21 protein-coding genes and 1 pseudogene are annotated in these 20,655 nt (G+C 72.5%); 12 read left to right on the top strand and 10 right to left on the bottom strand.

Features of this window, described 5'->3' with window-relative positions:
- The first annotated feature begins 57 nt into the window (after window positions 1-57).
- Together AC4IJH_RS03955 and AC4IJH_RS03950 are read left to right on the top strand one after the other, a co-directional pair.
- Window positions 58-1,284 carry an MFS transporter gene (locus AC4IJH_RS03955; protein ID WP_490850067.1) on the top strand — a complete coding sequence of 409 codons (1,227 nt, stop codon included), beginning with the start codon at window positions 58-60 and terminating at the stop codon, window positions 1,282-1,284.
- 108 nt (window positions 1,285-1,392) lie between these two features.
- Window positions 1,393-1,791, top strand: coding sequence for a RidA family protein (locus tag AC4IJH_RS03950; RefSeq protein WP_490850066.1), 399 nt, complete (start codon window positions 1,393-1,395; stop codon window positions 1,789-1,791).
- A gap of 206 nt (window positions 1,792-1,997) precedes the next feature.
- Here AC4IJH_RS03950 and AC4IJH_RS03945 read toward each other — a convergent pair whose 3' ends face one another.
- On the bottom strand, window positions 1,998-2,702 hold the full coding sequence (locus AC4IJH_RS03945; protein ID WP_490850065.1) for a copper homeostasis protein CutC: 705 nt from the start codon (window positions 2,700-2,702) through the stop codon (window positions 1,998-2,000).
- Window positions 2,703-2,893: 191 nt separating this feature from the next.
- The gene (locus tag AC4IJH_RS03940) at window positions 2,894-3,898 is read right to left on the bottom strand and encodes a DUF8832 domain-containing protein (protein WP_490850064.1); all 1,005 of its coding nucleotides are present in this window, start codon (window positions 3,896-3,898) and stop codon (window positions 2,894-2,896) included.
- A gap of 177 nt (window positions 3,899-4,075) precedes the next feature.
- On the opposite strand from AC4IJH_RS03940, the gene AC4IJH_RS03935 reads away from it, so the two are divergent.
- The 3 genes from AC4IJH_RS03935 to AC4IJH_RS03925 all read left to right on the top strand — a co-directional run bounded on the left by AC4IJH_RS03935 (window position 4,076) and on the right by AC4IJH_RS03925 (window position 7,124).
- Window positions 4,076-4,303: a heavy-metal-associated domain-containing protein gene (locus AC4IJH_RS03935; protein WP_490850063.1), complete on the top strand. Its 228-nt coding sequence runs from the start codon at window positions 4,076-4,078 to the stop codon at window positions 4,301-4,303.
- A gap of 126 nt (window positions 4,304-4,429) precedes the next feature.
- Entirely contained in the window at window positions 4,430-6,694 is a 2,265-nt protein-coding gene (locus tag AC4IJH_RS03930) for a heavy metal translocating P-type ATPase (RefSeq protein WP_490850062.1), read from the top strand.
- A 127-nt stretch (window positions 6,695-6,821) separates the two neighbouring features.
- A complete protein-coding gene (locus tag AC4IJH_RS03925; RefSeq protein ID WP_490850061.1) occupies window positions 6,822-7,124 on the top strand; it encodes a metal-sensitive transcriptional regulator in 303 nt (100 codons plus the stop codon).
- Between the two features lie 18 nt (window positions 7,125-7,142).
- Here the strand turns inward: AC4IJH_RS03925 and AC4IJH_RS03920 are convergent, their stop codons facing one another.
- Entirely contained in the window at window positions 7,143-7,331 is a 189-nt protein-coding gene (locus tag AC4IJH_RS03920) for a hypothetical protein (protein ID WP_490850060.1), read from the bottom strand.
- A gap of 123 nt (window positions 7,332-7,454) precedes the next feature.
- Here AC4IJH_RS03920 and AC4IJH_RS03915 point away from each other — a divergent pair, with 123 nt between their 5' ends.
- From AC4IJH_RS03915 to AC4IJH_RS03890, 6 genes are all read left to right on the top strand, one after another.
- Window positions 7,455-7,832: a BlaI/MecI/CopY family transcriptional regulator gene (locus tag AC4IJH_RS03915; protein ID WP_490850059.1), complete on the top strand. Its 378-nt coding sequence runs from the start codon at window positions 7,455-7,457 to the stop codon at window positions 7,830-7,832.
- Window positions 7,829-8,770 carry a M56 family metallopeptidase gene (locus AC4IJH_RS03910; protein WP_490850058.1) on the top strand — a complete coding sequence of 314 codons (942 nt, stop codon included), beginning with the start codon at window positions 7,829-7,831 and terminating at the stop codon, window positions 8,768-8,770. The genes AC4IJH_RS03915 and AC4IJH_RS03910 overlap by 4 nt, the downstream gene beginning before the upstream one ends.
- A gap of 177 nt (window positions 8,771-8,947) precedes the next feature.
- Window positions 8,948-9,433 carry a GNAT family N-acetyltransferase gene (locus AC4IJH_RS03905; RefSeq protein WP_490850057.1) on the top strand — a complete coding sequence of 162 codons (486 nt, stop codon included), beginning with the start codon at window positions 8,948-8,950 and terminating at the stop codon, window positions 9,431-9,433.
- A 216-nt stretch (window positions 9,434-9,649) separates the two neighbouring features.
- Entirely contained in the window at window positions 9,650-10,462 is an 813-nt protein-coding gene (locus AC4IJH_RS03900) for a class I SAM-dependent methyltransferase (protein ID WP_490850056.1), read from the top strand.
- Window positions 10,463-10,607: 145 nt separating this feature from the next.
- A complete protein-coding gene (locus tag AC4IJH_RS03895) occupies window positions 10,608-11,663 on the top strand; it encodes a helix-turn-helix transcriptional regulator (RefSeq protein WP_490850055.1) in 1,056 nt (351 codons plus the stop codon).
- Between the two features lie 83 nt (window positions 11,664-11,746).
- Window positions 11,747-12,175 (top strand): Fur family transcriptional regulator, encoded by a 429-nt coding sequence (locus AC4IJH_RS03890; protein ID WP_490850054.1) that lies wholly within the window; start codon window positions 11,747-11,749, stop codon window positions 12,173-12,175.
- A 391-nt stretch (window positions 12,176-12,566) separates the two neighbouring features.
- Here AC4IJH_RS03890 and AC4IJH_RS03885 read toward each other — a convergent pair.
- From AC4IJH_RS03885 to AC4IJH_RS03875, 3 genes and pseudogenes are all read right to left on the bottom strand, one after another.
- Window positions 12,567-13,198 (bottom strand): annotated as a pseudogene (locus AC4IJH_RS03885) (glycosyltransferase); the annotation flags it as partial.
- A 22-nt stretch (window positions 13,199-13,220) separates the two neighbouring features.
- Window positions 13,221-14,801, bottom strand: a complete 1,581-nt coding sequence (locus AC4IJH_RS03880; protein ID WP_490850053.1) for a class I tRNA ligase family protein — start codon at window positions 14,799-14,801, stop codon at window positions 13,221-13,223.
- 73 nt (window positions 14,802-14,874) lie between these two features.
- A complete protein-coding gene (locus tag AC4IJH_RS03875) occupies window positions 14,875-15,630 on the bottom strand; it encodes an SDR family oxidoreductase (protein ID WP_490850052.1) in 756 nt (251 codons plus the stop codon).
- Between the two features lie 268 nt (window positions 15,631-15,898).
- Here AC4IJH_RS03875 and AC4IJH_RS03870 point away from each other — a divergent pair, with 268 nt between their 5' ends.
- Window positions 15,899-16,669 carry a PIG-L deacetylase family protein gene (locus tag AC4IJH_RS03870; RefSeq protein WP_490850051.1) on the top strand — a complete coding sequence of 257 codons (771 nt, stop codon included), beginning with the start codon at window positions 15,899-15,901 and terminating at the stop codon, window positions 16,667-16,669.
- 141 nt (window positions 16,670-16,810) lie between these two features.
- On the opposite strand, the gene AC4IJH_RS03865 is transcribed toward AC4IJH_RS03870, so the two are convergent.
- The 4 genes from AC4IJH_RS03865 to AC4IJH_RS03850 form a co-directional block, all read right to left on the bottom strand.
- Window positions 16,811-17,470 (bottom strand): maleylpyruvate isomerase family mycothiol-dependent enzyme, encoded by a 660-nt coding sequence (locus AC4IJH_RS03865; RefSeq protein ID WP_490850050.1) that lies wholly within the window; start codon window positions 17,468-17,470, stop codon window positions 16,811-16,813.
- Window positions 17,471-17,530: 60 nt separating this feature from the next.
- Window positions 17,531-18,937 (bottom strand): adenosylhomocysteinase, encoded by a 1,407-nt coding sequence (gene ahcY / locus AC4IJH_RS03860; RefSeq protein ID WP_490850049.1) that lies wholly within the window; start codon window positions 18,935-18,937, stop codon window positions 17,531-17,533.
- Window positions 18,927-19,862: a methylenetetrahydrofolate reductase [NAD(P)H] gene (gene metF / locus AC4IJH_RS03855; RefSeq protein WP_490850048.1), complete on the bottom strand. Its 936-nt coding sequence runs from the start codon at window positions 19,860-19,862 to the stop codon at window positions 18,927-18,929. The genes ahcY and metF overlap by 11 nt, the downstream gene beginning before the upstream one ends.
- On the bottom strand, window positions 19,859-20,655 hold a 797-nt coding region (locus AC4IJH_RS03850; RefSeq protein WP_490850047.1), incomplete at its 5' end, for a vitamin B12 dependent-methionine synthase activation domain-containing protein. The genes metF and AC4IJH_RS03850, both read right to left, overlap by 4 nt.

The raw sequence follows: 20,655 nt of genomic DNA, 5'->3' as shown, positions 1-20,655 counted from the left end.
ACGCACATCAAACTTTAGCCGCTCCTGCCTCGCACTCCCCTTCCCGGAAGGACACCCGTGCGCCTCCGCCTGCTCACACTCGCCCTGGGCACCTTCGCCGTCGGCACCGACTCGATGGTGATGGCCGGGCTCCTGGGCCAGATCGCCCGCGACATGGACATCTCCGTCACGGCCGCCGGCCAGTTGGTCACCGTCTTCGCGCTCTCCTACGGACTGCTGGCGCCCGTCCTGGCGACCGCGACCGCCCGCTGGCCGCGCCGCCGCCTGCTGCTGACCGCGCTCGCCGTCTTCACCCTGGGCAACGCGCTCAGCGCCGTGGCCCCCACCTACGCCTTCCTGCTGGCCACCCGGGTACTGGCGGCGGCCGGCGCCGCGCTCTACACGCCCACCGCCAACGGCGTGGCGGCCTCGATCGTCCCGCCCGAGCGGCGCGGCCGGGCGCTGGCCACCGTCATCGGCGGAATGACCGTGGCCACCGCGCTCGGCGTCCCGCTCGGCACCTACATCGGCAGCACCGACTGGCGGCTGGCGATGTGGCTGGTGGTCGGGCTGGGGGTGCTCGCCTTCGCCGGGCTCTCGGCGCTGCTGCGCGAGCTGCCCGCACCCACCGCCGCCCCCGGACTGCGCGAGCGCCTGGCCCCGCTGGGCAACGGCCGCGTCCTGGGCGCCGTCTCCACGACCTTCCTGTTCTTCCTCGCCTTCCAGTCCGTCTACATCTTCCTGGCCACGGCCCTGCGCCCGGCGACCGGCGGCGACTCCGGCAGCCTGAGCCTGATCCTGCTGGTCATCGGCGTCGCCTCGGTGACCGGCAACTGGCTGGGCGGCCGGGTCGTGGACCGGCTGGGGGTACGGCCCGTACTGCTGGCCAGCAGCGCCTCGATCGTGGTGCTCTTCGTGGCCCTGCCCTGGCTCTCGCAGTCGATGGGCGGCGCGTTCGTCTACGGCGCGGCATCCGCGCTCCTGGGCTGGCCGGTCTCCGTGGCGCTCGCGCACCGGATGTCCTCCATCGACCCGGCGAACGCCTCGCTGCTGCTCTCCCTCAACAGCAGCGGCATGTACCTGGGCATGGCGGCGGCCGGCGCGGCGGGCAGCGCGGAGATAGCACTGCTGGGCGAGAGGTGGTTCCCGCTGGCCGCCTCCGGTCTGGCCGTGGTGACGTTCGTCGTGGCGGCGGCGACCACCCGGCGCCGCTCCCGGTCCGGCGCGCAGCTGGTGGCGTCCGGCCGTACCTCGGCCGCGACGGCGGATTCCGGCCACGCCGCGACGGACGCCTCCCGCATCTGACCAGCGCCTGAAGGGGGTTGCACAACCGATTCTGGACACATACGCTCCAGATTACGGACAAGATCGGATCACCAGCGGCCCACCGGCCCGCAGCGAGAGGACCCCGCCATGCCGCGCACCATCACCAACCCCGACGGCCTGCACGACCCCTCCGGCTTCGGCTACAGCCACGTCGTCAGCGCCCCCGCAGGTGAACTCGTCTTCGTCGCGGGCCAGTACGCCTCGGGCCCGGACGGCGGCGTCGCGGTGGAGGGCTTCCGCGAGCAGGTCGAGCTGTCCTTGACCAACCTTCGTATCGCGCTCGAAGCGGTGGGCCTCGGCTTCGAGGACGTCGTACAGATCCGCACCCACATCGTCGACCACGACCTGGACAAGCTCGCCGTGCTCGGCGAGTTCCTGGCCGGGGCCTGGGGCAAGGACCTGCCCGCGCAGACCCTCAGCGGTGTGGCGGCGCTGGCCCTGCCGGGGATGCTCTTCGAGATCGACGCGGTGGCCGTACGCAGCTGACCGACGCGACCGTACGCAACTGACCGACGCAGTGGCCGTACGCAGCTGACCGACGCGACCGTACGCAACTGACCGACGCAGTGGCCGTACGCAGCTGACCGACGCGGCGGCCGTACGCAGCCGACAGGACCCGCGCCCCGGTACGCGAAAGGGGGCACCCGGAGAACCGGGTGCCCCCTTCGGCACGCTCCGCGGCAGCGGCGGCCTCAGCCGTCGATCGCCTCGCGCCAGGTGCGTACCGCGTCCGCGGACAGCGGCGCCGACCAGCCGTCCGGCCGGGCGGCACCCCCGATGTGGAAGGCGTCCAGGCCCGCCGCGCGCAGCCGCGGCAGATGCTCCAGGGTCAGGCCGCCGCCGACCAGGATGCGCGGCTCGTAGCCCGGCTCGGCGGCGGCCGTACGGGCCGCCTCGGCCACCAGCGTGGGCAGGCCGTCGGCCACGCCCCGCGCGGAGCCCGCGGTGAGGTAGGTGTCCAGGCCCGGCAGCCCGGCGAGCTGCTTGCGCAGACCGTCGCGGTCGGCGGCCCGGTCCACGGCGCGGTGGAAGGTCCAGCGGCAGCCGTCGACGGCCTCGGCCAGGGCGCGTACGGCCTCCAGGTCCGGCTGCCCGTCCGGCGTCAGGAATCCCAGGACGAACTCCCGCGCGCCCTCCGCCCGCAGCTCGGCGGCCCGGGCGCACAGCGCAGCAACGGTTTGCGGGCCGCCCGCCGCGAATCCGTCCGCCGCACGCAGCATCACCCGCAGCGGGATGTCGACCGCCGCCCTGATCTCCGCGAAGGTCTCGCGCGACGGGGTCAGCCCGTCGGCGGCCATGTCGGTGACCAGCTCGAGGCGGTCCGCCCCGCCGGCCTGAGCGGCGATCGCGTCCTGCGCGTCGAGGGCGATCACCTCCAGGAGTGCGCGCTCGGTCATGTGACCCCATTCCTTGAGGAAGTTGGTTGGGGACCGGACCTGCGGACGCCGGGCGCCGGGCGCCGACGGGGGACGCCGGGGCCGAGAGGTCTAGTCCAATGTCCAGAGTAAGGGGTCAGCGGCCTCCGGTGGGGAACAACCGAGCAAAGTCGCGGGCGGCAAGCGGGCGCCGCCGCCCGGCCCGCGGGCGGTCAGTGCCGGTGACCGCCGCCCGATCCGGCGCCGCTGTCCGTACCGGAGTCCGCGCCGGCACCCGTACCGGCCTGCGCGCCACCGCCCCCGTGGCCGCCCGCGTGCACGGTGAAGGCGGCCGTGCGGACCGTGCCGTTGTGCTGGAAGTCCAGGAAGAGGCGGTACGCGCCCGCGCTGGGCGCCGTCGCGGTGAAGGACACCTCGGGGCCGGGCTTCGTGCTGCCGTCGCCGGGCGCGCCGTTGGGATGGACGTGCAGATAGGCCAGGTCGCCGGAGCGCAGCGCGACCAGGTGGCCGTACGCGCCGAGGTAGGGCTCCAGGTCGGTGACGGGCTTGCCGTCCTTGGCCACCGACAGCTTCAGCTCACCGGCCGCGCCCGGGCGCAGCGCCCCCTTCAGCGTGACGGTGTAGCCGTCCACCTCGGCACTGGCGCCGGCCGCGGGCAGCGCGGCGGGCTCGTACGCGCCCGAGACGGCGAGGTCGGCGCCGAGGGTGACGCCCTTGGCGCCCTTGGTCGCCGGCTTGAAGTCGGCGAAGACGCGGTAGCCGCCCGCCTCGGGGAGTTCTGCGGGGGTGGACCAGGTGCCGTCGGCCGCGCGGGTGGGGTGCAGATGGCGGTAGGTGCCCAGGTCGCGCGAGGCGACGACGAGGTGGAGCTCCTTGCCGTGCTCGCGCTGGTAGGCGGTGACGTTGCGGCCCTTGGCGTCCTTCACGGCGAAGCTGATGCGGCCGGGCTCGTCGGCGGCCAGCCGCGGGGTCTTCAGGTCGAGGGTGTAGCCGCCCTCGGAGATCTGCAGGCCGCCGGCCGCGGCGGAGGCGGTCTCGTGCCCGCCGTGTCCCGGCCCTCCCCCGCCGTCCTCCTTCTGCTTCTCGCCGCCGTGGCCGCCGTGCCGCGCGGGCTGTTCGGCGACGACGGGGTCCAGGCCCGTGCCCACCCCGTACGCGGTGCCGAAGGTCGCGGCGAGCGCGGCGGCGAAGGCGGTGATCTTCACTCCGGTGTGCATGGGGGTCTCCTTCGGGCGGGGCCGCTCCCGATGGCGGCTCACACACAGCAAAACATACCCCCCAGGGGTATTAAGTCAACCCCGGCCCCACCCTTGCGCCACATACGGCAGGGGGGTATACATTGAGGCAACGAACCGATACCCCCCCTGGGTATCCAGTCCCGGTGAGGAGCCCCGATGTCCACTCCCCAGAGCGTCACCACCACCTACCGGGTCCAGGGCGTCGACAGCGCCCACTGCCAGGGCGTGGTCACCACCGCCCTCGGCGGCCTGGGCGGCGTCCGCACGGTCGAGGCGGGCATCGGCACGGGCCTGGTCACCGTCACCACCGACGGCGAGCCGGACGACGCGCGGATCGCCGACACCGTCGAGGACGCCGGCTACGACTTCGCCGGCCGCGCCTGACCCCGCGCCCCCTCCTTCTTTCCCCTTCTTTCGTCTTCCTTCCCACTCCCCGCCTTGCGTCGCGGGCGGGGCCCCTCGGCCCGGCCCCGCCCCACCCGCCCTCCAGCATTTTTCGAGGAGCACGTGATGACCACCACGACCCCCAGCGCCGCCGAGGTCGAACTCGCCATCGGCGGCATGACCTGTGCCTCGTGCGCCGCCCGTATCGAGAAGAAGCTCAACCGGATGGACGGTGTCGAGGCCACCGTCAACTACGCCACGGAGAAGGCCAAGGTCACCTTCCGCGAGGACATCGCGGTCCAGGACCTGATCGCCACCGTCGAGGCCACCGGCTACACCGCCAAGGAGCCCGCCCCGGCCCGCACCGGCGGCGCCGCGGACGCGGACGCGGGCGGCGAGGACGAGGCGGAGGCCGAACTGCGGCCGCTGCGCCAGCGGTTGATCGCCGCCTGGGCGCTGGCCGTACCCGTCATCGCGATGGCCATGGCCCCGGCCCTGCAGTTCGAGTACTGGCAGTGGGCGTCGCTGACGCTGACCGCGCCGGTGGTCACCTACGCCGCCTGGCCCTTCCACAAGGCCGCCTGGACCAACGCCAAGCACGGCGCGGCCACCATGGACACCCTGATCTCGGTCGGCACCATCGCCGCGTTCCTGTGGTCGCTGTGGGCGCTGTTCTTCGGCAGCGCGGGCACGCCCGGCATGACGCACCCCTTCGAGTTCTCCATCGCCCGCACCGACGGCGCGGGCAACATCTACCTGGAGGCCGCGGCCGGCGTCACCGCCTTCATCCTGGCCGGGCGCTACTTCGAGGCCCGCTCGAAGCGGAAGGCGGGCGCGGCGCTCAAGGCCCTGATGGAGCTGGGCGCCAAGGAGGTCACCGTCCTGAGGGGCGGGCGCGAGGAGCTCATCCCCACCTCGGAGCTGGCCGTCGGCGACCGGTTCGTCGTACGCCCCGGCGAGAAGATCGCCACGGACGGCACCGTCGTCGAGGGCTCCTCGGCGGTGGACGCCTCCATGCTGACCGGCGAGTCCGTCCCGGTCGAGGTCTCGGCGGGCGACTCCGTCACCGGTGCCACGCTCAACGCGGGCGGCCGGCTGGTCGTGGAGGCCACCCGGGTCGGCTCGGACACCCAACTGGCCCGTATGGCCAAGCTCGTGGAGGACGCGCAGAACGGCAAGGCCGCGGCCCAGCGCCTGGCCGACAAGATCTCCGCGGTCTTCGTCCCGGTCGTCATCGCCCTCGCGCTCGGCACCCTGGGCTTCTGGCTCGGCAACGGCGCGGGCCTGACCGCCGCCTTCACCGCCGCCGTCGCGGTCCTGATCATCGCCTGCCCCTGCGCCCTGGGCCTGGCCACCCCCACCGCCCTCATGGTCGGCACGGGCCGCGGCGCCCAGCTCGGCATCCTGATCAAGGGACCCGAGGTCCTGGAGTCCACGCGCAAGGTCGACACCATCGTCCTGGACAAGACCGGTACGGTCACCACGGGCCGGATGACGCTGCGTACGGTGCACACCGCCGACGGCGTGGCGGAGGCCGACGTACTGCGGCTGGCAGGAGCCCTGGAGCACGCCTCGGAGCACCCGATCGCCCAGGCCGTGGCCACCGGCGCGGCAGAGAAGGTCGGCACCCTGCCGGTCCCCGAGGACTTCCAGAACGTCCCGGGCCTGGGCGTCCAGGGCGTCGTCGACGGCCACGCCGTCCTGGTGGGCCGCGACAAGCTGCTCGGCGAGTGGGCGATGGAGCTGCCCCTCCACCTGGCGCGTGCCAAGGCCGAGGCCGAGGCGGCGGGGCGCACCGCCATCGCGGTGGCCTGGGACGGCGAGGCCCGCGCGGTGCTGGAGGTCGCGGACGCGGTCAAGGAGACCAGCCCGGAGGCCATCCAGCGGCTGCGGGCGCTGGGCCTGACCCCGATCCTGCTGACCGGCGACAACAAGGCCGTCGCCGAGTCGGTGGCCCGCGAGGTCGGCATCGACGAGGTGATCGCCGAGGTCATGCCGCAGGACAAGGTGGATGTGGTCAAGCGCCTTCAGGGCGAGGGGCGTTCGGTGGCGATGGTCGGCGACGGCGTCAACGACGCGGCCGCGCTGGCCCAGGCGGACCTGGGCCTGGCGATGGGCACGGGCACCGACGCCGCCATCGAGGCCGGTGACCTCACCCTCGTACGGGGCGACCTGCGCGCCGCCGCCGACGCCATCCGGCTCTCCCGCAAGACGCTGGGCACCATCAAGTCCAACCTGTTCTGGGCCTTCGCCTACAACGTCGCGGCGCTGCCGCTGGCCGCCACCGGCCTGCTCAACCCGATGATCGCCGGTGCCGCGATGGCCTTCTCCTCGGTCTTCGTGGTCGGCAACAGCCTGCGGCTGCGGGGCTTCCGCTCCGCGATCCGCTGAGCCGGCGGCCCACCGGGGCACACACAGGCGGGGCCGACGGGCCCGGCGGTGACCGCCGCCGGGCCCCCTGCCCTCCTTCGGACACTTCTGCTCCGGACACTTCGGAGCGCGAGGAAGAGAGGTCACCGTGGCCGACCGGACCGATACCCAGCAGCGCGCCGAGGATGCCAAAGACGACGCGGTCAGGCGCCTGCGCCGCATCGAGGGCCAGATCCGCGGCCTGCAGCGGCTGGTGGAGAAGGACACCTACTGCGTGGACGTGCTCACCCAGGTCTCCGCCGCCGGCGCGGCGCTGCAGGCCTTCGCCGTCACCCTGCTCGACCAGCACCTCAACTCCTGTGTACGGCAGGCGATCGGGCTGGGCGGAAACCAGGCGAGCGCCAAGGTCGGCGAGGCGTCCAAGGCGATCGCCCGGCTCGTACGGGCGTGATGGGAGAACGGGAGGGAGTCAACCGCCCTTGTGCGAGGGGCAGTCGGCGGACAGCCGCAGGCTCAGGCGCAGACACAGGCCGAGCACCTGGCGCAGCAGCACCAGTTCGGCCGAGCCGATGCCGCAGACCTTCGCGCAGGGGCGGTCCGTCGTACTCGCGCTGCGGCCGAGGCCGTTGAGGTCGATCTCTTTCGTGAAGGAGAACATGACCGCACGGTACCCCTTGGGGGTATGCGGGGCGAAGGGCCGGTACGAGCTCCGCTGCCCGTACGGCACGCGCCGTACGATGTGCCACATCCCGAACCACCAAGGTCCGAGGAGGGGGAGACCGTGCGCCGGCTGGGCGAGTTGGAATCCGAAATAATGGACCGGCTGTGGAGCTGGCAGCGGCCCTCCACGGTCCGCGAGATCGTCGACGACATCAACCGCACCCGGGCCGTCGCCTACACCACCGTGATGACGGTCGCCGACATCCTCCACCGCAAGGGCTGGCTGCGCCGCGAGAAGGTCGGCAGGGCCTGGGTGTACGAGCCGCAGCAGAGCCGCGAGGAGTACACCGCGGCCCTGATGCGCGACGCGCTCGGCAACAGCCAGGACCGCCAGGCGGCCCTGCTGCGCTTCGTGGAGCACATGTCCCGCGAGGACGTCCAGGCCCTGGACGCGGCGCTGCGCTCGCTGGGCGGCACCGGCGCGGAGGGCTGTCCGTGAACCTGAGCCACCACCTCCTGCCGCCCCTCGGACTCGCCCTGGCCACCGGCTTCCTGGCGCCGTATCTGCTGGGGCGGGCCCGCTGGACGCATCAGGCGCCCCCGCTGGCGGCGGCCGTGTGGTGCGGGCTGACGTTGGCGTTCACCGCGTCGGTGGCGATGTCGCTGGTGCAGCTGATCCTGCCGATGGACAGCAGCCACCGGATGCTGGAGGTGCTGACGGCCTGCATGCCCTGGAGCGCCTCCCATCACGAACTTCCCTCGCTCTCGCAGCTGTTCAGCCCGAGCGGGCCAGAGCTGGCGGCGCTGTCGGCGGCCGCGGCGGTCCTCCTGGCGCCCGGCACCGTGTTCGTACGGGAGCTGCTGCGGGCCCGCCGCGCGCGGCGGCGGCACGCCGAACTCCTGCGGCTGGTCGGTGTGCACGAGCCGCGGCTGCGCGCGGTGGTCCTGGAGCACGAGGTGCCGGCCGTGTACTGCCTGCCGGGCCGCACTCCGCAGATCATCGTCAGCTCGGGCGCGCTGAGCACCCTGACCGCGGCCCAGCTGGAGGCCGCCCTGGCGCACGAGCGCGCGCACATCTCGGGCCGCCACCACCTCCTGGTGGCCGCCTCCGCCGCCTTCGCGGCCACCTTCCGGTGGCTGCCGCTGGCCCGGCGCGTACGCACCGAGGTGCCGCTGCTGCTGGAGATGGCCGCCGACGACCGTGCGCTGCGCCGGTGTTCGCGGGACGCGCTGGCGACCGCGCTGTACGCGATGGCCGTCGCGCAGGCGCCGCGCGAGGCGTTCGCGGCGGGCGGGCCCTCCGCCGTGGTGCGGATGCGGCGCATCCTGGCGCCGCGCCGCAGGGGACACCCCGTGCTCCACGGGCTGTTCGCCGTCTTCGCGGCGGCGGGCGCCGTCGCGCCGCTCGTCTCGGCGTGCTGTTCGGTGGGCGGGTAAAGCGGATAAAGCCGCCCTGGATTCCCTCGCACTACTGATTTACTAAGTAATTTCGTAGATTGCATTCGGGGCCCTGCAAAGCAAATTCACGGCTATCGTTAAGGCAGTTGTCGGGCCTTGCGCGGCCCGTTGCCGGTCAGGTAAGGGCGAGCCCGCCCCGGGGGAGGTACTGTCCAGATGCGCCCGGTGGAGGTACGCCCTGCGGTCCCGGCCGAGGCGCCCGCCCTATCCCGGCTGCTGGCCGAAGTCATCCGCGACAGCTATACGGAACATTTCGGGAGTACGGCCGTGGGGCGGCTGGTGGCGCAGCATTGCGCACTTCCCCGTATCAGCGCGGAAATCGGAATTCCGGGCGGCGCGCCGGGCTGGCTGGGCTGGCTGGTGGCCACCGCCGAGGACGGCGCCGTCGTCGGCGCGGCGGCGGGCGGTGTGCCCACACCGGGCGAGGGCGAGGTGTACTGCCTGTGCACGGCGCCCGCGCGGCGCCGCGAGGGCATCGGCAGCGGGCTGCTGGACGCCGTCACGCTGCGGATGACCAAGCACGGGGCGGGGCGGCAGTCCGTGTCACTGCCACGCGGGGACGACCCCGCGGTGCCGTTCTACCGCGCGCTCGGCTTCGGCCCCGCCGCGCCGGCGGGCACCCGCTGGATGCGTACGGTCTGAGCCCGCCCAAGGGGCGTACGGACGTGGCAGATCCACGCGATGGCGCGGATGCGCAGGCCGTACGGCTGGCCCGGCGGCCCCTGCTCGCGACACGCTCTTCAGGGACGAGCAGCAGGTCGACTGCGGGCCGTCGGTGGCTGGTCGCGCCCACGCGGCGGAGCCGCATATCGACACCGTCCCGCGCCCCTTACGGGGCCCCAAGCCCCTGGAGGAGCGATGCACACAACAACCGACGCGCCGCCCCGGCTGCCCGGGCTGGAGTCGGTTGCGGCGCACGACGTCGAGTCGGGGTGGTTGCACGACGCGTTGCTGGGGCCGCACAGTGCGGACATCGTGCCGTACCTGGATCTGGCCAGGGCCTGTGGCGGACCGGTGCTGGATCTGGGGGCGGGGGCCGGGCGGCTGGCGGTGCCCTTCGCCCGGCACGGCTTCTTCGTGGAGGCGGTGGACCGCGACGGGGCGAGCCTGTCCCGGCTGCGCAGCTGGGCGCTGCGCAGCGGCCCGCGGGTGCACCGGCTGCTGGCGACCACCGCCGCCGACCTGGAGGGGCTGCGGCTGGATCGCCGCTACCAACTCGCCCTGCTGGCGGGCACCATGGTCAGCGCCGTCGCGCCGTCCGCGCGGGCCGCGCTGCTGCATGAGATCGCCTCCCACCTGGGCAGCAACGGCGCCCTGGCGCTGGACTACACCGCGCACGACCCCACCGAGCTGGCCCAACACCCCTGCCGCAGCTGGGCCTTCCAGGTGCCGCGGTTCGACGGGGTCGGCGAGCGGGTGCTCGCCCGGCAGCGCTTCGATGCGGCCACGATGCGCGAGCGGATCTCCTACCACTGCGAGTACCGGCCCGCGCGGGGCGCCGGCGGCCGGGTGCGCCGGGCGGTGCTGAGCACCGACAAGTGGATCGTCGACCAGGGGCACTTGGCCCGTGACCTGCGCGCGGCCGGTCTGCGCATCGCCGACCGCCGCTGCCGCCGCATCGACGAGCGCACCCACAGCGTCCTGCTGGTCTGCCGTACGCGGCGCCCCTGACCCCACCCTCGCCGCCCCTCCTCAACTCCCGTGCGCCGTACGTGACTCACATCACACAGCGATCAACGGGAGACGAACCCTCGTTGCATTTGTGACAATGTCAGGCAGGGCGGCTCTGAGGATGACGAGGGGGGTCTGCTGCGCTGTGACCAGAACCGGTTCCGGGGGACGAAGCGGGCACACCGACCTCACCCTCTCCCTTTATCAAGCCCTGCGCTCGCGCGGGGCCTCGGGGTTGACGGACGTGCTGTCCGAACTCGGCCTGTCCCCCGAGGAACAGGAGCGCTGCCGCACCGAGCTGCTCGACCTCGGTCTGATCGTCCCCACCGGCTCCACCCACGACAGCCGTCTGGCCGTGCAGTCCGGCACCACGCCGGAGGCCGAGTCGGACGCGGTGGCCGTCATCGACCCCGAAATCGCCCTGCTGCGGCTGCTGGAGAAGGAGAAGCTGCGGCTGCGCGACCACCTCGCGCAGGCCGACCGCTCCTACGGCGCCCTGGAGGCGCTGGCCGCCCGCTTCCTGCGGGCCGGCACCATAACCCAGGCCGCGGTGGAGGTGGAGGTGCTCACCGACTACCGCCGCATCCAGCAGGTGCTGGAGGACATCTCCGACGTCGTCCGGCACGAGCAGGCCTCGATGCACCCGGGCGCGCTCCAGCGGGAGTTCCCCGAGCGGGCGCTGAACCGCGACCGCCGCCAGCTGGAGAACGGCGTGCGCGTACGGGCCATCTACAACCAGCGCTTCACCTCGGTCCCGGAGCAGGCGGAGTACTTCCGGCGCAAGGTCGAGCTGGGCGTGGAGATCCGCCTCTCCCCCGTCGTACCGATGAACATGATCCTGGCCGACCAGCAGTTCGCGCTGCTGCCGGTGAACCCCGAAAACCCCGCCGAGGGCGCCATTTTGGCCCGCGGCCCGGCGCTGGTGCGCTCCTATCTGGCGCTGTACGAGCACTGCTGGCACACCGCCACGCAGTACGGCGAGCAGCCCAGCCCCGAGCGCGGCGGCGACGGCCTGTCCGAGCAGCAGCGGGCGGCGCTGCGGATGCTGGCCTCCGGCATGAAGGACGAGAAGATCGCCCGCAATCTGGGGGTCTCGCTGCGCACGGTCAGCCGGCTGCTGTCGGAACTGATGCAGGAGTTGGGGGCGACCAGCCGCTTCGAGGCGGGCGTACGCGCCACCCGGCTGGGCTGGCTGGACTGAGCGGCGCCCGGCGCGCCCGGCCCCGGTGAGGGGACAAGAGGTACGATGCGCGCAAAGTTTTGGTGCGACCGGACGGCGGGGACATGGCGCGCGACACGGTGCTGACGGACCGCGAGACGGTGATCCAGCAATTGCGGGACGCCGGGCTGCGGGTGACGGGGCCGCGCCTGGAAGTTCTCACGGTGCTTTCCTCGGGCGGCCATTGGGACGTGGAATCGGTCACCGCTGCCGCCCGTGAAAAGCTGGGCACGCTCACCAGTCAGGCGGTCTACGAAATGCTGCGGCATTTCCAGGAGACCGGGCTCGTCACGAAATTCGAGCGGCCGGGCCGGCCCGCCGTATTCGAAATTCCCATGGAGCCGCACCAGCATGCGCTGTGCGTCGGCTGCGGCCGGGTGGACAATGTGGAGACCGAGGCGCCACCGGTGCCCCGGGGCAGCCTCAGCGCCTGGCGCATCGACGCCGCGGAGATGATTTTCAAAGGACGGTGTCCCGACTGCCGCACGGCGTGAGGGGCCACTCGCTGCCGGACCCGTTCGCCGTGTCCGTACAGGCGGCGCGGCGGGCCCCCATGATCGGTGCGGCGGATGCGGTACTGCTGAACATCATTCCTCCAGGAAGCGGAAATCAACGGTGCCCCACATCGTGTGAAGACACCTAGATAATTGCCCGCCCCGGAACGGGAATCCACTGACGGGCGAGACGCATATCCGCCATGGCGCATACGCGTCAGCGCGACCCGGCCGATGTGACATACAATGCCTCCCGCTCTTTCCGCGGCCCTATGTTTTGGCCACCCGAAAGAGAGCAACGCCCGTAGACCGCGAGTGTTTTGGCCGCCGTCACGCCCCAGCCCGATTCCGCGGCGTACCGATATGCCGCCCGCCGCATGGGCGCGACGAGCACGAAGGCGTCGCGGGGCAGCCCCAGCCGCGCCCGCGCGGCCCGCCTGCCGTCCCCCGGGTGGTAGGCGCGCAGATCGACGCCGGGCCGTACGACATCGGTGCGGTCCGGGTCCGCGCCGTACAGCTCCGCCAACGAGGCCGCCTCAAAGGGGGTGTTGGCGATGAGCCAGTCGGCGGTGGCGACGATGGCGCGCTCGCCGTGGATGCGCCGCTGTGGCTCGGGGGTGTCGCCGTCGGCGAGCGCGGCGTTCTTCACCCGGGCCAGGGTGTGCATGGTGTGCACCAGCGGTACCCGCCACTGGGCGGCGGCGAGCCGCCCGGCCTGCCCGGAGAGCCAGTAGTGGGAGTGCACGATGTCGTACGGGCGGCCGGGCCGGTCCGGAGGCGGCGCGCAGCAGGGAAAGGGAGAACTCCGTCATGCGGGCGGGCAGTTGTTCCTTGGGCAGGGCGCCGCGTGGCCCCGCGGGCAGATGGCGGACGTGTACGCCGGGCGCGAGCGGCGCCGGTGCCGGGCTGGTGCAGGGGCGAGGTGTGGACGCTGAGCATGGCGATGCGCGGGGCGCGGGCGCTGCGGATACGGCGTGTGCGGTACGTGCGGGCCCTGCCGGTCGTACAACTGGCCTGAGCCATAAGGGCGTACGGCACGTACGGGTCAGAAGCCGAAGACCGGCCCCGACGGCGGCGCGAGACGAGTGCCGGGGGCGGGGGCGGCCAGCGCGTCCTCGGTGACCGCCCCGCCCGGCGCGATCCGCAGGGCGGCGGCCAGCCGGTCGGCGCCCTCGGGCATCACCGGGCGCGCCCAGGCGGTCAGCGCGGCGGCCACCTCCAACTGGGCGGCGAGGGAGGGCAGATGGCGGTCGGTGCCGTTGGTGCGCCGCCGCTCGTGTGCGTTGACATGGCCGAAGTCGGCGATGGAGCCGACGACCTCGTCCAGGACGGCCACCGCGCGCCGCGGGTCGAACGCCTCGGGCCCGTACGCGTCCCGCAGGTCCTGGGCCGCGCGGGCCAGCCGCCGCCGCGCCACCTGCCACCCCGAGCCGCCGGGCGCGACGTCGGGCACCAGTCCGCCGCACTCCTCGCGCACCGCGCCGAACAGCCGGGCCAGCCAGCCGTTCCAGCCGCGCTCCAGCTGCCGGCGGGTGTGCGCCAGCTCCGTGCGGTCGAAGTCGGTGCGGCGTCCGGTGGGCCTGGCCTGTAAGACGTGCCGGCGCAGGGTGTCCGAGCCGAACTCGGTGAGCAGGTCCAGCGCCCACACCGCGTGCGCGCCGCCACTGGTGACGGTCTCGCCCCCGATGCGGCAGTCCTCGTTCACACAGAAGTCCTGCTCGGGCTTGACGCCCTGGGCGATCAGGACGGCGGGCAGCAGGACGGCGTGGCAGAAGGAGTGCCCGAACCCGCAGAAGTGCACGGCCCGTTCGGGCAGCCGACGGCACTCGTGCCCGGAGCCGTACAGATGCATCGCGGCGGCCTCGAAGCCGGGGTCGATGCGCTGCCCGGCGAACTCCTCGACGGGCACGGTGATGCCCCACTCGCCGGGCTGGCTGACCGCCACGTCCGGCAGGCCGTCCTCCAGCAGGCCCTCGCACAGGGCGGCCAGCCGCGGCGGCAGGTCCCGCGAGAGCCAGTGTTCGGCCAGCGGCTCGCGGAAGGCCTCCAGCGATACGTACAGCCGGCGGCAGCGGCGCGGCCGGACGGGGGTGGCGCACAGCGCGCAGCAGGCGTCGATCAGATCGCCGCCGTCGTTGGGGCGGGCGCACGCGCGGCACAGCCCGCCCTCTCCCGCCGTGCCGCAGTGCGGGCAGCCGCCGTTGACATGGGCGCCGTGCAGCCAGCGCCCGCAGGGCTCGCAGTAGGGGGTGGGCCGGGTGCGCGCGACGATGACGCCCTGCGCGTGCAGCTCGCGGAACAACTCCCTGACCCAGCGCTGGTATCCGTGGTCACGCAGCGGCTGCAGGACGCGGTCGAACCGCACGCCCGAGCGCAGCCAGTCGGCGGTCATCGCCGCGTGATAGCCCTCGGCGACCTCCTCGGCCTTGCGCCCGCCGCGCAGCGCCCGCGCCTGGACCGAGGAGCTGTGGTCGGCGGTGCCGGTGGTGAACAGCACCTCCCGTCCGTCGGCGCGCAGGTAGCGGCTGAGCACGTCCGCGGCGACGTACGGGCCCGCCAGGTGGCCGATGTGCAGCTCACCGTCGGTGGCGGGCGGGGTCGCGGTGATCCAGAACGGCGTACTCATGGTCGGACCTCCTTGCGCTGCGGCGCTGGGGCGGGGCGGGCTGATCGGATCGGCCCCGACCGGGGCCGGAATATCAGCGGGGCTCGAAATGGAAGGAGCGGATGAAGCAGTCCCTGGGCTGCTCGACCGCGTAGACGATGCATTCGAAGAGGGCCTGGGTGGTGAGCTTTTCGTCGGCGGACGGGTACGGCGGCCGGGCGCTCTGTCCCGTGCTGTCCCACTCCGACAGCCGCGGATCGTAGGTGCCGAAATCCGGCGGGTAGAGGGAGAAGACACGGATACCGTCCGAACGCAGCCGCCGGGCGAGGATGTCGGAGAATCCGGCCTGTGCGCTCTTCGCCGCGTAAAAGGCCTCGTGCGCGGGCGAGGCACCGTGGCTCTCCTGGCCGCCGCCCCACACCGAGACCATGTTGACGATGTCGGGGCGGGCGGAGCGGCGCAGCAGCGGCAGGAAGTGCTTGACCATCAGCACCGTGCCGCCCGCCGTGGTCTCGATCGCCTCGACGATCTCCGCGTCCGAGGCGTCCTCGATACGGGCGCCGTCCAGCCACCGCGCACCATTGTTGACCAGCAGGTCGATGCGGTCGGTGCGCTCTGCGACCTGGCGGGCGAACTCCCGTATCGAGGCGGGGCGGCTCAGGTCGCAGCCGAAGGCGTGGATACGGTCGCGGGCCGAGCCCATGACGTTGGTGCGGGTGCGCTCGGCCGCCTCGACGGTGTGGGCCACGACGTACACCTCGGCCCCCAGGTGCGCGAATCCGACGGCCAGGGCCCGCCCGAAGTCACGGGTCGCTCCCGTCACCACCACACGCAGCTGATCGAACTTCATCCTCGTCTTCTCCCCACTCGGGCCGGACCCGGGAAAGCCGTATTCTTCCGCGCCGCAACTCGACGCGAATAGTCTGTCAAGTAGTCCGTCAATTCCCTTGTTGGGCAGGCAAATCGCGGAACACTCGCTCCAGGATTCCATCCCGAGTTCATCGTTGCAGAGGTCCGGGGAAATACTGCGGGAGATTCGACTGCGCGGTCACGCCGTGACGTGAATACGCCACGGCGCCCTATTGCTGCGGTGTGCCCGGCGCCGACAGCCTTGTTCCATGGACGTCTCCAGAACCGGCCCCACCGGCTCCTTCGGCCAAGGTCCCACCGGTCCCGAACACGGCGCCCCCGAGAGCCTTCTGGTGGTGGCCGCGCATCCGGACGACATCGAGTTCTGCGTCAGCGGCACCGTGATGCGCTGGGTCGCGCACGGCACCCGCGTCACGTACTGCATCGTCACCGACGGCGGCGCCGGCGGCTACGACGAGAAGCTGCCCCGGCAGGCCATGGCCGACCTGCGGCGCGCCGAGCAGACCCACTCGGCCAAGCTCAGCGGCGTCCAGGACGTCCGCTTCCTCGGCTACCCGGACGGCCGTGTCGAGCCGAGCGTGGCGCTCCGCCGCGACCTGTGCCGGGTCATCCGCCAGGTCCGCCCGCAGCGTGCCGTCATCCCCAGCCCCGAGATCAACTGGTCCCGGCTCGCCGATCTGCACCCCGACCACCGCGCCGTCGGCGACGCCGCGCTGCGCGCGATCTACCCCGAGTCCCGCAACCCCTTCGCCCACCCCGAGCTGCTCAAGTCCGAGGGCCTGGCCCCCTGGACCGTCCCGGAGCTGTGGCTGATGACCGGGCCCCACCCCAACCAGTACGTCGATGTCACCCCGGTCTTCGACCGCAAGGTCGACGCGCTGCGCCTGCACACCTCCCAGACCGCCCACCTGGAGGACCTGGCGGGCCTGCTGCGCACCTGGCTCACCGAGCACGCCCGCGCGGGCGGCCTGCCGCCGGGCCGCCTGGCGGAGGCCTTCCAGGTCGTGGAGACTGCGTGACCTGGGGCGCACGGAGCGCACAGCGGCCCTGCGGGCAGGTACCCGCAGGGCCGCTCGCGTCGCGAAGAGCCGCGAAGAGCCGCGAAAAGCCGCGAAAAGCCGCGAGAAGGGTCGCGAAGAGCCGCGAAGGACGGCGACGGATCAGCTGTAGATGACCAGCTCCCGCTCCGTCGCGCCGTGCAGCTCGTAGCGCGTGCCGACCAGGGGGCGGCCCGCGTAGAGGCGTACGAGGGTGGGGACGTCGGCGGTCAGCCGGGCCGGGGGACGGCCCTGGACGGGGTTGCCGAAGGAGAGCGGCGCGTCGTGCCCGGGGAGGGTGGCGTGCAGCAGCGGCGTCTCGCGGATGCGGGAGGCCACGGCCAGCAGGGGGAGGGCCGCGGCGGTGCCCTCGCCCGCGTAGGCGCCGGGCTCGCCGAAGGCCTCGCGGACATCGCCCGCGTGCACCCACTCGCCCAGCGCCACCACGTCCAGGCGCCCGTCCCCGGCCGCGATGACCTCGCCGGCCTCGGTGAAGCCGCGCTCCAGCTCGTCCAGGACGCGCTCCAGCGGCCAGTCGTCGCGCTCGGCGACATCGGCGGCGTTGGAGGCGGGCGAGAAGACGCCCTCCTCCAGGCGGCCCTCCACGATGCGTATGAGGGCCGCGCCGCAGTGGGCGAGGACCTGGCGTGCCGTCCAGCCGGGGCAGGCCGTACGGAGGGCGAACCGCTCTTCGGGCACCGCGCGCAGCAGCGGCATCAGGGCGTCCCGCTCGGTGCGCAGCAGCCGCCCCGGCAGCTTTGGGTCACGGGTGTCGGCGACCATAGTTCCAGCTCTCCTCCGTCGATGACGTTGCCTTACGCCACTGGGTGACGTTGCGTGACGTCAGTAACGGTAGTGGTCGGGCTTGTACGGGCCCTCGACCGGGACGCCGATGTAGTCGGCCTGCTCCTTGCGCAGCGTCGTCAGCTTCACGCCCAGCGCGTCCAGGTGCAGTCGGGCCACCTTCTCGTCCAGGTGCTTGGGCAGCACGTGCACCTCGGTCGGGTACTCCCCCGGCTTGGTGAACAGCTCGATCTGGGCGAGCGTCTGGTCCGCGAAGGAGTTGGACATCACGAACGACGGGTGGCCGGTGGCATTGCCGAGATTGAGCAGCCGGCCCTCGGAGAGCACGATCAGGACCTTGCCGTCGGGGAAGGTCCAGGTGTGCACCTGCGGCTTGACCTCGTCCTTGACGATGCCGGGGGTGGCGGCCAGACCGGCCATGTCGATCTCGTTGTCGAAGTGGCCGATGTTGCCGACGATGGCCTGGTGCTTCATGCGCCGCAGATCGGCGGCGCGCAGGATGTCCTTGTTGCCGGTGGTGGTGATGAAGATGTCCGCGCTCTCGACGACCTCGTCCAGGGTGGTGACCTGGTAGCCGTCCATCGCCGCCTGGAGCGCGCAGATCGGGTCGATCTCGGTGACGACGACGCGGGCGCCCTGGCCGCGCAGCGACTCCGCGCAGCCCTTGCCCACATCGCCGTAGCCGCACACCACCGCCACCTTGCCGCCGATCAGGACATCGGTGGCGCGGTTGATGCCGTCGATCAGGGAGTGCCGGCAGCCGTACTTGTTGTCGAACTTCGACTTGGTGACGGCGTCGTTCACATTGATCGCGGGGAAGAGCAGCGAGCCGTCGCGGTGCATCTCGTACAGGCGGTGGACACCGGTGGTGGTCTCCTCGGTGACCCCGCGGATCTGGGCGGCCAGCTTCGTCCAGTTCAGGGTGGAGGAGTGCAACAGGGCCAGAACGACCCGCAGTTCGTCGTTGTCGGCACTCGCCGGGTCGGGGACGGTCCCGGCCTTCTCGTACTCGACGCCCTTGTGGACCAGGAGCGTGGCGTCCCCGCCGTCGTCCAGGATCATGTTGGGGCCGTCCGCGCCGGGCCAGGTCAGCGCCTGCTCGGTGCACCACCAGTACTCCTGGAGCGTCTCGCCCTTCCAGGCGAAGACCGGGATGCCCGCCGCGGCGATGGCGGCCGCGGCGTGGTCCTGGGTGGAGAAGATGTTGCAGGAGGCCCAGCGGACCTCGGCGCCGAGCGCCACCAGGGTCTCGATGAGGACGGCGGTCTGCACGGTCATGTGCAGCGAACCGGTGATCCGCGCCCCGGCCAGCGGCTGGGCGGCGGCGTACTCCTCGCGGATCGCCATCAAACCGGGCATCTCGTGCTCGGCGAGGGTGATCTCCTTGCGGCCGAAGTCCGCCAGGGACAGGTCGGCGACCTTGAAGTCCGTGAAGTCAGTGGACACTTACGCTCCTTGGGCTCTGGCAGATCCGACAGGACTGCCGGCTGTGCGAGACGTGGGTGGAACGGATCGTGCAGTGGATGTCGAGGGCCGCCGTGGAGCGGTTGAGGGTGATGTAGTGCAGGCCGGGCGCGCCCTCGTCCAGCAGCCGCCGCGCCATGGCCGTGGCGTGCTCGACCCCGATGCGGTAGGCGGCCGGAGCGTCGTCGCGGGCCTCCTCCAGGCGGCGGGCCAGGTCCTCGGGGAAGGCCGCGTCGCTCAGCTCGGCGAAGCGGCGGATCTGCCGTACGTCGGTGGCGGGCATGATCTCCGGGATGATCGGGGTGTCGCAGCCGGCCGCCGCCACCCGGTCGCGCAGCCGCAGGTAGTACTCGGCGTCGAAGAACATCTGGGTGACGGCGTAGTCCGCGCCGGCCCGGCACTTGTCGACGAAGTGCCGCAGGTCGGACTCGGCGGAGTCGGAGCGCGGGTGCCCCTCGGGGAAGGCGGCCACGCCGATGGTGAAGTCGCCCAGCTCGCGGACGAGTTCGACCAGCTCGCGGGCGTACGTCAGCCCCTGGGGGTGCGCGGTCCACGGGCCGCGCGGGTCGCCGGGCGGATCGCCGCGCAGGACCAGTACGTCGCGGATACCGGCGTCCGCGTACTGGCCGATGATCGCCCGCAGTTCGGCGACCGAGTGGCCGACCGCCGTGAGATGGGCGACCGGCCGCAGGGTGGTCTCCTCGGCGATCCGGCGGGTGACGGCGACGGTGCGCTCGCGCGAGGAGCCGCCCGCGCCGTACGTCACGGACACAAAGGTCGGCGAGAGCGCCTCCACCCGGCGGATCGCCTTCCACAGGGTGCGCTCGCCCGCCTGCGTCTTGGGCGGGAAGAACTCGAAGGAGAAGGAGGGCCCTTCGGCCCCGAAGACCGACTGCGCCACGCTCATGCCCGGCCTCCCGCATTGAAGTAGCTCGCCTCGGGGTGGTGCAGCACGATGGCGTCGGTGGACTGCTCGGGGTGCAGCTGGAACTCCTCGGAGAGTTCGACGCCGATGCGCTCGGGCCGCAGCAAATCGGCGATCTTGGCGCGGTCCTCCAGGTCGGGGCAGGCCGGGTAGCCCAGCGAGTAGCGGCAGCCCTGGTACTCCGTACGGAACATGCCGTCCAGGTGGTCCGGGTCGCCCGCCGCGATGCCCAGCTCGGAGCGGACCCGGGCGTGCCAGTACTCGGCCAGCGCCTCGGCCAACTGCACCGACAGGCCGTGCAGTTCGAGGTAGTCGCGGTAGGCGTCGGCCTCGAACAGCTCGGCGGTGGCCTCCCCGATGCGGCTGCCGACGGTGACGACCTGGAGGCTCACCACATCCGTCTCGCCGGACTCCTCGGGGCGGAAGAAGTCCGCCAGGCACAGATACCGGCCGCGGCGCTGGCGCGGGAAGGTGAAGCGGGTGCGCTCGGCGCCGTCCTCGTCGAGCAGGATCAGGTCCTCGCCCTTGGAGTAGCAGGGGAAGTAGCCGTGCACGACCGCCGCTTCCAGCAGGTTCTCCCTCTGCAGCCGGTCCAGCCAGCCGCGCAGCCGGGGCCGCCCCTCACTCTCCACCAGCTCCTCGTACGAGGGGCCGCCGCGGGCCTGCTTGAGGCCCCACTGCCCCTTGAACAGCGCGCTCTCGTCCAGCCAGGAGGCGTACTCCTTGAGCTGGATGCCCTTGATGACGCGGGTGCCCCAGAACGGCGGGGTGGGCA

It is taken from the genome of Streptomyces sp. UF-297 (genome assembly GCF_058245575.1).
Note: the sequence above shows the minus strand (reverse complement) of the source record. Positions and strands in the feature narration are given on the sequence as shown.

Coding starts and splice junctions, on each gene's coding strand:
- AC4IJH_RS03950 (WP_490850066.1), top strand. CDS start 1,393: ATGCCGCGCACCATCACCAACCCCGACGGCCTGCACGACCCCTCCGGC.
- AC4IJH_RS03945 (WP_490850065.1), bottom strand. CDS start 2,702: ATGACCGAGCGCGCACTCCTGGAGGTGATCGCCCTCGACGCGCAGGAC.
- AC4IJH_RS03940 (WP_490850064.1), bottom strand. CDS start 3,898: ATGCACACCGGAGTGAAGATCACCGCCTTCGCCGCCGCGCTCGCCGCG.
- AC4IJH_RS03935 (WP_490850063.1), top strand. CDS start 4,076: ATGTCCACTCCCCAGAGCGTCACCACCACCTACCGGGTCCAGGGCGTC.
- AC4IJH_RS03930 (WP_490850062.1), top strand. CDS start 4,430: ATGACCACCACGACCCCCAGCGCCGCCGAGGTCGAACTCGCCATCGGC.
- AC4IJH_RS03920 (WP_490850060.1), bottom strand. CDS start 7,331: ATGTTCTCCTTCACGAAAGAGATCGACCTCAACGGCCTCGGCCGCAGC.
- AC4IJH_RS03905 (WP_490850057.1), top strand. CDS start 8,948: ATGCGCCCGGTGGAGGTACGCCCTGCGGTCCCGGCCGAGGCGCCCGCC.
- AC4IJH_RS03900 (WP_490850056.1), top strand. CDS start 9,650: ATGCACACAACAACCGACGCGCCGCCCCGGCTGCCCGGGCTGGAGTCG.
- AC4IJH_RS03890 (WP_490850054.1), top strand. CDS start 11,747: ATGGCGCGCGACACGGTGCTGACGGACCGCGAGACGGTGATCCAGCAA.
- AC4IJH_RS03880 (WP_490850053.1), bottom strand. CDS start 14,801: ATGAGTACGCCGTTCTGGATCACCGCGACCCCGCCCGCCACCGACGGT.
- AC4IJH_RS03875 (WP_490850052.1), bottom strand. CDS start 15,630: ATGAAGTTCGATCAGCTGCGTGTGGTGGTGACGGGAGCGACCCGTGAC.
- AC4IJH_RS03870 (WP_490850051.1), top strand. CDS start 15,899: ATGGACGTCTCCAGAACCGGCCCCACCGGCTCCTTCGGCCAAGGTCCC.
- AC4IJH_RS03865 (WP_490850050.1), bottom strand. CDS start 17,470: ATGGTCGCCGACACCCGTGACCCAAAGCTGCCGGGGCGGCTGCTGCGC.
- metF (WP_490850048.1), bottom strand. CDS start 19,862: ATGAGCGTGGCGCAGTCGGTCTTCGGGGCCGAAGGGCCCTCCTTCTCC.